Source organism: Photobacterium rosenbergii (assembly GCF_033022775.1).
GTDB lineage: Bacteria > Pseudomonadota > Gammaproteobacteria > Enterobacterales > Vibrionaceae > Photobacterium > Photobacterium rosenbergii_A.
Map to the genome: position 1 here is coordinate 28,681 of NZ_JAWJZI010000009.1, position 12,384 is coordinate 41,064.

10 protein-coding genes are annotated in these 12,384 nt (G+C 51.0%); 7 read left to right on the top strand and 3 right to left on the bottom strand.

Features of this window, described 5'->3' with window-relative positions:
* Positions 1-38: 38 nt before the first annotated feature.
* Positions 39-1,109 (bottom strand): LPS export ABC transporter permease LptG, encoded by a 1,071-nt coding sequence (gene lptG, locus R2X38_RS18510; protein ID WP_317523808.1) that lies wholly within the window; start codon positions 1,107-1,109, stop codon positions 39-41.
* Positions 1,109-2,209, bottom strand: a complete 1,101-nt coding sequence (gene lptF, locus R2X38_RS18515) for an LPS export ABC transporter permease LptF (protein WP_317523809.1) — start codon at positions 2,207-2,209, stop codon at positions 1,109-1,111. The genes lptG and lptF overlap by 1 nt, the downstream gene beginning before the upstream one ends.
* Positions 2,210-2,405: 196 nt before the next feature.
* On the opposite strand from lptF, the gene pepA reads away from it, so the two are divergent.
* The 5 genes from pepA (at position 2,406) to R2X38_RS18540 (ending at position 8,936) form a co-directional block, all read left to right on the top strand.
* The gene (gene pepA, locus R2X38_RS18520) at positions 2,406-3,914 is read left to right on the top strand and encodes a leucyl aminopeptidase (protein ID WP_317523810.1); all 1,509 of its coding nucleotides are present in this window, start codon (positions 2,406-2,408) and stop codon (positions 3,912-3,914) included.
* A gap of 52 nt (positions 3,915-3,966) precedes the next feature.
* A complete protein-coding gene (locus R2X38_RS18525) occupies positions 3,967-4,416 on the top strand; it encodes a DNA polymerase III subunit chi (protein ID WP_317523811.1) in 450 nt (149 codons plus the stop codon).
* A 27-nt stretch (positions 4,417-4,443) separates the two neighbouring features.
* Positions 4,444-7,305: a valine--tRNA ligase gene (locus R2X38_RS18530; protein ID WP_317523812.1), complete on the top strand. Its 2,862-nt coding sequence runs from the start codon at positions 4,444-4,446 to the stop codon at positions 7,303-7,305.
* Positions 7,306-7,508: 203 nt separating this feature from the next.
* Entirely contained in the window at positions 7,509-7,979 is a 471-nt protein-coding gene (locus tag R2X38_RS18535; protein ID WP_317523813.1) for a DUF2061 domain-containing protein, read from the top strand.
* Positions 7,980-8,030: 51 nt separating this feature from the next.
* Positions 8,031-8,936: a bifunctional helix-turn-helix transcriptional regulator/GNAT family N-acetyltransferase gene (locus tag R2X38_RS18540; protein WP_317523814.1), complete on the top strand. Its 906-nt coding sequence runs from the start codon at positions 8,031-8,033 to the stop codon at positions 8,934-8,936.
* 143 nt (positions 8,937-9,079) lie between these two features.
* On the opposite strand, the gene rraB is transcribed toward R2X38_RS18540, so the two are convergent.
* A complete protein-coding gene (gene rraB / locus R2X38_RS18545) occupies positions 9,080-9,484 on the bottom strand; it encodes a ribonuclease E inhibitor RraB (protein WP_317523815.1) in 405 nt (134 codons plus the stop codon).
* 397 nt (positions 9,485-9,881) lie between these two features.
* Between rraB and R2X38_RS18550 the strand changes: the two genes are divergently transcribed.
* On the top strand, positions 9,882-10,088 hold the full coding sequence (locus tag R2X38_RS18550) for a hypothetical protein (protein WP_317523816.1): 207 nt from the start codon (positions 9,882-9,884) through the stop codon (positions 10,086-10,088).
* Between the two features lie 147 nt (positions 10,089-10,235).
* Positions 10,236-11,681: a YfcC family protein gene (locus R2X38_RS18555; protein ID WP_317523817.1), complete on the top strand. Its 1,446-nt coding sequence runs from the start codon at positions 10,236-10,238 to the stop codon at positions 11,679-11,681.
* Positions 11,682-12,384 lie beyond the last annotated feature (703 nt).

Genomic DNA, 12,384 nt, shown 5'->3' on the forward strand with positions numbered 1-12,384 from the left:
AAAAAAGGCGCCGACGGCGCCTTTTCTCTCTTTCGAAGCTACAGTTTTCTTCTTAGCAAGTAAATGGTGATAAACAGGAACACCAAACTCGGCCCTATCGCCCCGATTATCGGGTGAAGCCGGTAAACGATACTCATCGGCCCGAACACTTCATTGGAGATATAAAAACCGAAGCCGAAAATGACCCCCGACAACACCCTTGCTCCCATCGTCACCGAACGCAACGGGCCAAACACAAACGACAGCGCCAGCAACATCATCACCGCAATCGAAAACGGCTGCAGCGCCTTGCGCCAGAACGCCAGCGCATAGCGCGACGAGTCCTGCTTGGAATCTTCGAGATAGTTTTTGTAGTCATACACCCCTGACAGCGAGAGCTCCTCAGGTTTCAGCGTAACGACGGCCAGTTTGTCCGGGGTCAACGCTGTCCGCCAGTGAAGCTCAGGCAGGCGCTCATTGACTTGTTGCTCTTTTCCTATCGTCGTTACCGTTACATCCTTGAGCTGCCAACCCTTGTCATTGTCGAAGGTTGCAGACTCGGCGAAGGTAGAATGGGTTAGCTCGTCCTGTTCATTGAACTGCCAAATATTGACCCCATACAGCTCCTGTTGCTCGTGAACCCGACCTATATAAATGAAGTCATTGTCATCCTTGGTCCAGACACCGCGCTGCACCGACAGGATGTTTCCGCCCGAAGTCCACAGTGCACGCAGTTCACGAGCAGCTTTCTGGGCTTCGGGGGCCCCCCACTGGCCCAGCAGGGTGATCAACAACATCAAAGGGACGGCGGTCTTCAATACCGACAGGCCAATGTCCAACTTGGAAAAGCCAGCCGCCTGCATCACCACCAGCTCCGAACTCGAAGCCAGCATGCCCAGACCAATCAACGCCCCCAGTAAAACCGCCATCGGGAAGAACATCTCAATATCACGCGGAATACTCAGCAGCACATAAATCAAGGCTTTCCAAAGATCGTAAGTACCATCGCCCACTTTTCGCAACTGCTCAACATACTTGATGATGGCCGACAACCCCACCAAGGTAGATAGCGTCAGGGCCGAGGTCGAAATCAGGGTTCGGCCAATGTATAAATCCAGAATCTTAAACATTAACCACGTCTCCGAAACTTCTCTCTCACCTTGCGCACCGCTAAGGTATCCCAACTATTCAGGGCTATTGCCACCACAAAAATCACTAAGTTGATTGACCACAGGCCAATATACGACGGAAGCCCTCCGTCTTCGACAGCAGACTTGGCCGCACTGATTGCAAGGAAGTAAGCCAGGTAAATCAACACCGCAGGAACCAATTTGGCAAAGCGCCCCTGACGCGGGTTCACCGCAGACAGAGGAACAACGATCATGGTCAGTAACGGAATACACAGCACCAGTGACATCCGCCACTGGAACTCAGCCTTGGCTGCCAACTCCGGGCGCTGCATCAACTCGAAGGTCGGTAAGGCATCCCAGTCCCGGCTCTTTTCCCGTACCGCCCGCTGGCCAATCAGGGCCTGGTAGTCATCGAACTGGGTAATGGAATAGTCCAACCGTGTCGGGATCCCCTCGTAGCGGGTGCCTTCTTTCAAATCCAATACCTGACGGCCGTCAGGTAATTCGCTAACATAACCACGGTCTGCCACCATCACACTCGGACGCAGTGCATCACGGGCAGATAGTTGGGCAACGAACACTTTATCCAGTCGGCTACCGCTGTTGGTAATGTCGTTGACGAATACTACCCCCTGACCATCCGGTGCAGCCTGAAACTGGCCCTTCACCAACAAATCAAGACCGGAATCAGCCTTGACCTGCTCCATCAACTGCTCGGTTTTTTCTACCGACCACGGCGCTAGCCACAATGCGTTGAAAGCGGCTACTGAGCCGGTGATAATCGCCAGCCACAAAGCCGCCTGGATCAGGAACTTATTGCCGATACCGGTGGCATTCATCACGGTAATTTCACTTTCGGCATACAATCGACCAAAAGTCAGCAAAATGCCGATGTACAAACTCAGCGGCAACATCAACAGGGCCATCGAAGGCATGTACAAACCGAGCAAGGTCGCGATCAAATCACTCGGGATGGAACCCTCTGTTGCATCAGCAAGAATGCGAATAAATTTCTGACTGATAAAGACAAGAAAAAGGACAAAAAGCACCGCAAATTGGCTTTTTAATGTCTCACGCGTCAAATACCGAACAATAATCACGCTTTAATTACCCATAGAAAACTTGTTTTTTTACTGGAATCACTATAATTTTTCGGTTAATCAGTTATTTTTTTAATCTTTCGGCTAATTGTTAACCTGCACTTTAATCCTATACCGAATTCGTGGTCCAGCAACATAAGTGCGGCATTATCTAACATTTAGCTTTAATTGTCTTTATTAGGATGTAGGAGTACGCATGGAGTTCAGTGTAAAAAGTGGTAGCCCCGAGAAACAGCGCAGTGCCTGTATCGTCGTTGGCGTATTCGAACCACGTCGCCTTTCTCCCATTGCCGAGCAGCTCGACAAAATTAGCGATGGCTATATCAGCTCACTGCTTCGCCGTGGTGATCTAGAAGGCAAGCCTGGCCAAATGCTGCTGCTTCACCATGTACCAAACGTATTATCAGAGCGTGTATTACTGGTTGGTTGTGGTAAAGAGCGCGAACTTGATGAACGCCAGTACAAGCAGATCATCAAAAAAACCATTAGCACCCTGAACGAAACCGGCTCGATGGAAGCGGTCTGCTTCCTGACCGAGCTGCACGTCAAGGGACGCGATACCTACTGGAAAGTCCGCCAAGCCGTAGAAACGACCAAGGACAGCCTGTACACCTTCAACCAGTTCAAGAGCAACAAACCGGAAACCCGCCGTCCGCTGCGCAAGCTGGTATTCAACGTACCGACCCGCCGTGAGCTTTCTCTGGGCGAGCGCGCGATTGCCCATGGCTTGGCTGTTGCCTCTGGCGTAAAAGCCGGTAAAGACTTGGGCAACATGCCACCAAACGTAGCGAACCCGGCTTACCTGGCTTCACAAGCCCGTCGCCTAGCTGATGATTTCGACACGGTCAGCACCAAGATCATTGGCGAGCAGGAAATGAAAGAGCTGGGCATGACCTCATACCTGGCTGTTGGCCAAGGCTCGAAAAACGAAGCCATGATGTCGGTGATTGAATACAAAGGCAACCCTGATTCCGATGCCAAGCCAATTGTCCTTATCGGTAAAGGCCTGACCTTCGATTCCGGCGGTATCTCTATCAAGCCATCAGCCCAGATGGATGAGATGAAATACGACATGTGCGGTGCCGCGACCGTATTCGGTGCCATGAAGGCACTGGCGAAACTCAACCTGCCTATCAATGTGGTGGGGATCCTTGCTGGTTGTGAAAACATGCCGGGTGGCGGTGCCTACCGTCCGGGAGATATCCTAACCACTATGTCTGGCCAAACTGTAGAAGTATTGAATACTGATGCCGAAGGCCGCTTGGTACTTTGTGACGCCCTGACTTACGTTGAGCGTTTCGAGCCAGAGTGCGTTGTTGATGTCGCGACCCTGACCGGTGCTTGTGTAGTCGCATTGGGTAACCATATCAGTGGTCTGCTTTCAAACCACAACCCGCTGGCACACGAGCTGATCAACGCTTCCGAGCAAGCCGGTGACCGTGCATGGCGCCTGCCGATGAACGATGAGTACCAGGAGCAGCTGAATAGCCCGTTTGCCGATATGGCCAACCTAGGCTCGCCGGGCGCAGGGACGATTACCGCCGGTTGCTTCCTGTCTCGCTTTGCCAAGAAATACAACTGGGCGCACCTGGATATCGCAGGTACCGCTTGGGTCGGTGGCAAGGCGAAAGGTGCGACCGGTCGTCCGGTCCCATTGCTGGTCCAATTCCTGCTCAATCGAGCCGGCCTAGAGAACGTCGAGTAACATTGACGCTAGAGGGGGCCAAACGGCCCCCTTCGTTTATAGAGTAAACGCCATGACTCATGCTACTTTTTATATAATCAGTGAACAGCAACATGCAGAGGATAACGACTTCCAGCTGCATTTTGCCTGTCATCAAGCAGCAATGAGTTACCGCCAGGGCCACAAAGTCTACTTGCTTGCCGCAGACAAAGCGCAGGCAGAACAAATAGATGAATACTTATGGCAGCTGGATCCCGATAACTTCGTGCCCCATAACCTGATAGGTGAAGGCCCCCGTGGCGGCTCACCGGTCGAGATTGGCTGGCCCGGACTGCGCCACAGCGGACGGCGCGGGATCCTGATTAATTTGGGGCAAGATGCACCAAATTTTGCCGTTACCTTCTCACAAGTGGTAGACTTCGTCCCTTGCGATGAAAAACAGAAGCAATTGGCGCGCGAACGCTACAAGCAATATCGCCAGGCTGGTATCCAGCTCAACACCGCCAATGCTGCGACGCCCTAATTCCACATAGATCCTTCTAAGAGCGCTATGGAAAAGACATACAACCCACAATCAATTGAAAAAGCGCTGTACCAGCGCTGGGAAGAGGCTGGTTACTTCAAGCCTCACGGTGACACATCAAAAGATGCCTACAGCATCATGATCCCACCGCCGAACGTCACAGGTAGCCTGCACATGGGCCACGCGTTCCAGGATACCATCATGGATACCCTGATCCGCTGTGAGCGTATGAAGGGCAAGAACACCCTATGGCAAGTCGGTACCGACCACGCAGGTATCGCGACCCAGATGGTTGTGGAGCGTAAGATTGCTGCCGAAGAAGGCAAGACCAAGCACGACTACGGCCGTGACGCTTTCATCGATAAAATCTGGGAGTGGAAAGGCGAGTCTGGTGGCACTATCACCAAGCAGCTTCGACGCCTAGGCGCTTCTGTAGACTGGGAGCGTGAGCGCTTCACGATGGACGACGGCCTGTCTAACGCGGTTCAGGAAGTCTTCGTTCGCCTGTTCGAAGAAGATTTGATCTACCGCGGCAAGCGCCTGGTTAACTGGGATCCGAAACTGCACACTGCAATTTCTGATCTTGAAGTTGAAAACAAAGACAAGAAAGGCCACATGTGGCACTTCCGCTACCCGCTGGCTGACGGCGTGAAAACCGCTGAAGGCAAAGACTACATCGTGGTAGCGACTACCCGTCCGGAAACCATGCTGGGTGATACCGGTGTGGCAGTAAACCCGGAAGATCCACGTTACAAAGATCTTATCGGCAAGGAAATCCTACTGCCAATTGTTGACCGCCGTATCCCAATCGTCGGTGACGAGCACGCTGATATGGAAAAAGGCACAGGTTGTGTGAAGATCACTCCTGCGCACGACTTCAACGACTACGAAGTGGGCAAGCGCCACAGCCTGCCGATGATCAACATCCTGACGTTCAATGCTGATATCCGCAACGCGTCTGAAGTGTTCACCACCAACGGTGAGCCAAGCGATGCCTACAGCACTGAGCTACCAGAAAAATACCACGGCATGGAGCGCTTTGCTGCGCGTAAAGCTATCGTTGCCGAGTTCGACGAACTAGGCCTGTTAGACGAAATCAAAGATCACGACCTGACCGTACCTTACGGTGACCGTGGTGGCGTGGTTATCGAGCCAATGCTAACTGACCAGTGGTACGTACGTGCAGCTCCTCTAGCAGAGCCTGCTGTTGCCGCTGTAGAAAACGGCGACATCCAGTTCGTACCTAAGCAATACGAAAACATGTACTTCTCTTGGATGCGTGATATCCAGGATTGGTGTATCTCTCGCCAGCTTTGGTGGGGCCACCGTATCCCTGCCTGGTACGACAACGACGGCAACGTCTATGTTGGCCGCAGCGAAGATGAAGTTCGCGAGCAGAACAACCTGGCACCTGTTGTGGTTCTTCGCCAGGACGATGACGTACTGGATACTTGGTTCTCGTCTGCACTATGGACGTTCGGTACCCAAGGCTGGCCTGAGCAGACTGAAGACCTGAAAGTCTTCCACCCATCAGATGTCCTGGTAACAGGCTTTGACATCATCTTCTTCTGGGTTGCCCGCATGATCATGATGACCATGCACTTCTGTAAAGACGAAGACGGCAAGGCACAGGTTCCGTTCAAGACAGTTTACGTAACGGGTCTGATCCGTGACGAAAACGGCGACAAGATGTCGAAGTCAAAAGGTAACGTACTAGACCCAATCGACATGATCGACGGTATCGGTCTTGAAGACCTAGTTGAAAAGCGCTGTGGCAACATGATGCAGCCACAGCTGGCCGCAAAGATCGAAAAACAAACACGCAAGACTTTCGAAGACGGTATCGAACCTTACGGTACTGATGCCCTGCGCTTTACCCTTGCCGCCATGGCTTCTACCGGTCGTGACATCAACTGGGACATGAAGCGTCTTGAAGGTTACCGTAACTTCTGTAACAAGCTATGGAACGCCAGCCGGTACGTACTGATGAATACAGAAGATCAGGATTGTGGTTTCGCCGCGGATGCCGAGCTTGAGTACTCGCTGGCTGACAAGTGGATCGAATCTCAGTTCGAACTAGCTGCAAAAGAGTTCAACGCCCATATCGACAACTTCCGTCTGGACATGGCCGCGAACACGATCTACGAGTTCATCTGGAACCAGTTCTGTGACTGGTACCTAGAGCTAACCAAGCCAGTACTATGGAAAGGCACTGAAGCGCAGCAGCGTGCAACACGCCGCACCCTGATCACCGTACTTGAGAAGACGTTGCGTCTGGCGCACCCTGTGATCCCATACATCACCGAAACTATCTGGCAGAGCGTGAAACCGCTGGTAGATGGCGTTGACGGTGACACTATCATGCTGCAGTCACTGCCTCAGTACGATGAAGCGAACTTCAACGAAGAAGCTTTGGCTGACATCGAGTGGGTGAAGAGCTTTATCACCAGCATCCGTAACCTGCGTGCCGAGTACGACATTGCGCCGAGCAAGCCGCTTGATGTGATGCTGAAAGCCGCAGACGACAAAGATGCAGCACGCCTTGAAGCCAACAAGCAAGTACTGGTTTCCCTAGCCAAGCTAGAGAACATCCGCGTACTGGCTGCCGGTGAAGAAACACCAGCTTGTGCAACCGCACTGGTTGGCAAGTCTGAGCTGATGATCCCAATGGCTGGCCTGATTGACAAAGACGCTGAGCTTGACCGCCTGGCGAAAGAAATCAAGAAGACCGAAGGTGAAATCAAGCGCATCGAAGGCAAGCTAGGCAACCAAGGTTTCGTGGCTAAAGCGCCAGAAGCGGTTGTTGCCAAAGAGCGCGAGAAGCTTGATGGTTACAAAGAGACTCTAGTGAAACTGGCCGAGCAGCAAGCGACTATCGCTGCGCTGTAATTACCAGCGCCACACTTGATTCAAAGCCGGCCATGCGCCGGCTTTTTTATTGCCTGCCCACTGTGACCTCACTCATAAATCCTTCTACTCACCCAGACCGTATTCTGTCATAGAGCACACCTATCGAATCGATAGATGATAATAGATTGCAAATGATAATAATTATCACTAATATCTAGTTATCAACTGAGGGAGAGTCCACCATGAAAAAGACCATTAGCTTTGCCATTATCCACTTTTTTGTCGCATTCAGCGTTGCCTACTTACTGACAGGCGAGATCCTGATCAGCAGCCTGATCGCCATGATAGAGCCAATGGTCAATACGGTGGCTTTCTACTTCCATGAAAAAGCTTGGCAAACCAAGGCACTGCTTCGCAGTGGCTATGCCAACCCGGGACGCAAAACCTTCAGTTTTGCCGTCGTTCACTTCAGCGTCGCATTTGGTGTAGCCTACATACTCACCGGGGATGTGCTAGTTGGTAGTGTGATGGCCATGATTGAACCGGCTATCAACACCGTCGCCTACTACTTCCACGAGCGTATCTGGCAGAAGAAAACCGCCAAGCAAGCCGCCAAAGAAGCAATGGGACACCTTGCCTGCCACCATGGTGAATTGCAGCAGTGTGCCGACGTCAGTGATATCACGGTTGACAGCGTTGCGAGAAGCAACTAATTTTGATTGCACTACGCAACCAAAAAATATGCAACCAAAAGAGTGTGATACATGGACGCAGCTTCCCTCAGAGCCCAATCCCGCCTTCTTGTGCGGGAATTGGGCATGCTTGACCGCCAATGCGGCAGCCTTGATATTACCCCGGTACAAGCCCACGCCCTGATAGAGCTCGAAGAGCAGCCGCTGTCAGTTAACCAATTGGCCAGCAGGCTAAAAGTCGACAAGTCCAACGCCAGCCGCACCACTGCCAGTTTGCTCAATGCCGGGTACCTGACAACCCAGGCCGATCCCGAAGATGGCCGCAAGCAGCTATCCAGCCTCTCACCGCAAGGCCAAGCGCTGCTTAGTAACCTCAACCACTCCCTCAACCTCCAAGTCGCCGATTTCATGGCACAGCTCGATCAGGATGAAATCGCCAATCTTGCCCAAAGCCTGCAACGCTATACCAAAGCGATCCAGGCCAACAAACAGCAAGAAGGCTATCAGCTCCGGCTGCTCACCCCACTTGATAACGCTGCTATGGCTGCCGTTGTACGCCGGGTATCCGCCGAACACGGCCTGACAGCAGATAAAGGCTATGGTGTTGCCGATCCGACGCTAGATAGCCTTAGCGAGGTTTACAGCGAGCCTAGGAGTGCATTCTGGATCGTAGAGAAGGATAATCGGATATTAGGGGGTGGGGGGATTGCCCCATTGGCAGGGGAAGAAGGGGTCTGCGAGCTGCAAAAAATGTATTTCTTGCCAGAGCTTCGTGGTAAAGGCTTCGCCCGCCGGATCGCCGCCACAGCCTTGAAGTATGCCCGTGAGCAAGGCTTCAAGGCCTGCTACCTCGAGACCACCGCCTCACTGCAGTCGGCTATCAAGCTGTACCAGAGCTTGGGCTTTGTCCGGATCCCGCACGCGATGGGACAGACCGGCCACGATGCCTGCGAGGTCAGGATGCTCAAGACGCTGTAGAATATAGGCTATGGGCTATGGGCTATGGGCTATGGGCTATGGGCTATGGGCTATGGGCAGATTATAAGGGTCTTCAAAGATTCAAGGCACAAAAAAGCTGGCACTTGCCAGCTTTTTGATAGCGATATTACGAGCGTCGAAGATTACTTCTCGTCTTCGTCTTCGTACTCTTCATCGTCGTCCTCGCCCGACTCGAAGTAAGTACCCCAACCGTCATAGTCGATGTTGTGCTTTTCAGCAAGCTGGATCAATTTATCAGCCTGCTCGTCAATCACATCGGCATTCAGAGCAGATTCCATCACGGCATCGAAACATACTACTTTACCGCCACCGTCTTCCGGTGCCAGCTCAAGCTCTTCGGCTTCCAATACTTCAAAGCCCATCTTGAAAGCTTCAACTGCTGCGGCTTCCAGCTCTTCGAAAGTATCTGCCGAAAAGTGGTGCTCGATAGTGTAAAGCGCATCAGGATCACTACCATCTTCCAGCAACGCGGCAATGATTTCGCGCGTTTCTTCCTTCTGCTCTTCGATTAGTTCTGCATAAGACATGGGGAAACTCCACCTATGAAATAAATTCGAACGCAAATATCGCACGGATCGCAATAAAATACCAAATGAAATCGCCTCCGCGGGGAAACTTGATATTTATCAAACTAACGGTCGATTTATTTGCCCCGGCAATAAAATGAAAAAATGCATAATATTCCCTGATATGCGCTTTAAGCGAATAAACACAAAACCCTCAATAGCATATTCACCCATAAAACCTAGAGAAATACCCTCAGCATTCTAATTACCGATGGGTGGGCGGTATGAAAGCGCCAAAAAAGTGTGAACAATCCCAAAGATATACTGCGCCCAGCGGCATAAAATTCACTGGCAACAAGCAAATAGAGCCACGGCAAAGACTGATGGCCAATTAAATAAGCATACGAGAGATACGATCATGAGTAACTTCTACCACGGCCCTGAGCCTGGGAGACGGCGCCGCAGCCAGCTGCGTCGTCCCCGTAGGACACTCACCCACCTGACAACTGCAGCGGGTAGCGATTTGCTATCGGGATCCTTTGCAATGCCAGAGAGTGAGAGCGCGGCTCCGACACCTCACCCAACGTTGACACCTCTATCCAACCTGTATCTTCAGCACGGATAAACAACCTATAAACCATTTTCGTTAGTACCTACTAACGCCTGGTTCTGCCTGCTCCGGCGTCAAGTCCGGCGAGCCCCGTCATGCCTGACGACAGGCCTGGTAGATGAATCACCCTTGTATTGGATGTACAAGGGCAAGGAGAAAACAATGACAACCGAAACCATGAAACAGGAAGAGAAAGGCGGTTTCTTCGCCAATTTCAAATTTCCTTCCGCCTACACTATTTTATTTGCCCTTATTGCCCTTGTCGCATTGATGACCTGGATCGTACCGGCAGGCCAGTACGAGCGCGTGATGAATGAGGATTTGGGCCGTGAAGTACCTGTAACTGGTACCTACCAGCCAGTAGATAGCAACCCGCAGGGTGTGGTCGATGTCCTTTTGGCACCGATTGACGGCTTCTACGATCACAACACCTATGAAGCAGCGGCTATCGATGTTTCACTTTTCATCCTAGTGATCGGTGGCTTCCTTGGCCTAGTGACCAAAACGGGAGCGATTGATGCCGGTATCGAACGCGTTACCGCCCGCCTTCAAGGCAGGGAAGAGATGATGATACCGATCCTGATGGCACTATTTGCCGCAGGCGGTACTATCTACGGCATGGCAGAAGAATCACTGCCGTTCTATACCCTACTCGTGCCTGTCATGATGGCAGCCCGCTTTGACCCAGTGGTTGCGGCTGCAACCGTACTGCTTGGTGCAGGTATCGGTACCCTTGGCTCTACCATCAACCCATTTGCAACAGTTATTGCCGCTAACGCCGCCGGTATTCCTTTCACTGATGGCATCATGCTTCGCGTGGCGATGCTGGTTATTGGCTGGTTGATCTGTGTCGGCTACGTAATGCGTTATGCCAAGATGGTTCGTGCCGACAAAACCAAATCCATTGTCTACGACAAATACGAAGAGAACAAAGCCCACTTCCTGGGTAACCAATCTGGCGAAATGCTGGAGTTCACCACTACCCGCAAAGTGATCTTGGCTATCTTCGCCGCGTCATTCGGTATCATGATTTACGGTGTAGCCGTTGCAGGTTGGTGGATGGCTGAAATTTCAGGCATGTTCCTGGCTTCAACTATTATCATCGGCCTGATTGCCCGCATGAGCGAAGAAGAGTTTACTTCAAGCTTCATTGATGGTGCTCGCGACCTACTGGGTGTAGCTCTAATCATCGGTATCGCCCGCGGTATCGTGGTAATTATGGACCGCGGAATGATCACAGACACCATCCTAAACACTGCTGAGCACGCGGTAACTGGCCTGTCATCAATCGTGTTCATCAATGTGATGTACTGGCTAGAAATCCTGCTATCGTTCCTGGTTCCATCATCATCTGGTCTTGCGGTGTTAACGATGCCAATCATGGCTCCACTGGCGGACTTCGCTGGCGTCAGCCGTGACCTTGTGGTCACTGCCTACCAGTCTGCATCCGGTATTGTGAACCTAATGACACCAACATCAGCGGTAGTCATGGGTGGCCTGGCCATTGCTCGCGTACCTTACGTCCGCTGGGTGAAATGGGTTGCGCCATTGCTAGGTATTCTAACCGTACTGATCATGGCAATGCTGAGTGTCGGCGCCATGCTATAAAATCCCCCCCTTTCGATCTTGCTTACTTCGCCGCCCTTTTGGGCGGCTTTTTTATGCCTCATGCTCAGCATGTTCCTTAGTCTTTGATTGAGGCTTTGTGGCAGTACCTAGAAGCCACAAGTGGCCACAAGACCAGATAACCAAAAGACCAAATAACCCATTGGCCTTCATGACTCGGACTGGTAAGAATCAAGCCAGCAGGAAGAAATGGAGATAACCATTACGGGATCTAAGTCTTGCTTGTCTCTGACACAGTCACGTAGCATTCCATCAGCATACTTCTCTTTGGCTCATTGCTTTATGTTTATCTCCACCATATATAACAGAATAACATTCCAATTAATCGTTAAATTTATTAACTCAAATATCAACAAATCACCATAAAAACGTCATTGAGACAATTTAAAACCAAACCACACCATTTAAACATAAACAAAAACCTGATTTATAAACGGTGTATTTAAATTACAAAAAACCGAATCAAAAATATAAAAGGAAAAATATTTGTTACTAATCAAGTAACATTCCGATTATTTCTATATAGACAAACACTTTTAGTGCATAAGATTATATTTTTCACATCTGCACAACGTGCAAATTTCTGAATAAGATTCCACAAGAACCAAAACAAACATTAAATAACAACCACTTAAGCAAGCCAAAACCACTTTAAACCTAGGCAAAGCACATAAATACCCATGCA

Bases quoted from the DNA above. Each gene is read 5' to 3' on its own strand.
- lptG (WP_317523808.1), bottom strand. From the start codon at position 1,109: ATGTTTAAGATTCTGGATTTATACATTGGCCGAACCCTGATTTCGACC.
- pepA (WP_317523810.1), top strand. From the start codon at position 2,406: ATGGAGTTCAGTGTAAAAAGTGGTAGCCCCGAGAAACAGCGCAGTGCC.
- R2X38_RS18525 (WP_317523811.1), top strand. From the start codon at position 3,967: ATGACTCATGCTACTTTTTATATAATCAGTGAACAGCAACATGCAGAG.
- R2X38_RS18530 (WP_317523812.1), top strand. From the start codon at position 4,444: ATGGAAAAGACATACAACCCACAATCAATTGAAAAAGCGCTGTACCAG.
- R2X38_RS18535 (WP_317523813.1), top strand. From the start codon at position 7,509: ATGAAAAAGACCATTAGCTTTGCCATTATCCACTTTTTTGTCGCATTC.
- R2X38_RS18540 (WP_317523814.1), top strand. From the start codon at position 8,031: ATGGACGCAGCTTCCCTCAGAGCCCAATCCCGCCTTCTTGTGCGGGAA.
- rraB (WP_317523815.1), bottom strand. From the start codon at position 9,484: ATGTCTTATGCAGAACTAATCGAAGAGCAGAAGGAAGAAACGCGCGAA.
- R2X38_RS18550 (WP_317523816.1), top strand. From the start codon at position 9,882: ATGAGTAACTTCTACCACGGCCCTGAGCCTGGGAGACGGCGCCGCAGC.
- R2X38_RS18555 (WP_317523817.1), top strand. From the start codon at position 10,236: ATGACAACCGAAACCATGAAACAGGAAGAGAAAGGCGGTTTCTTCGCC.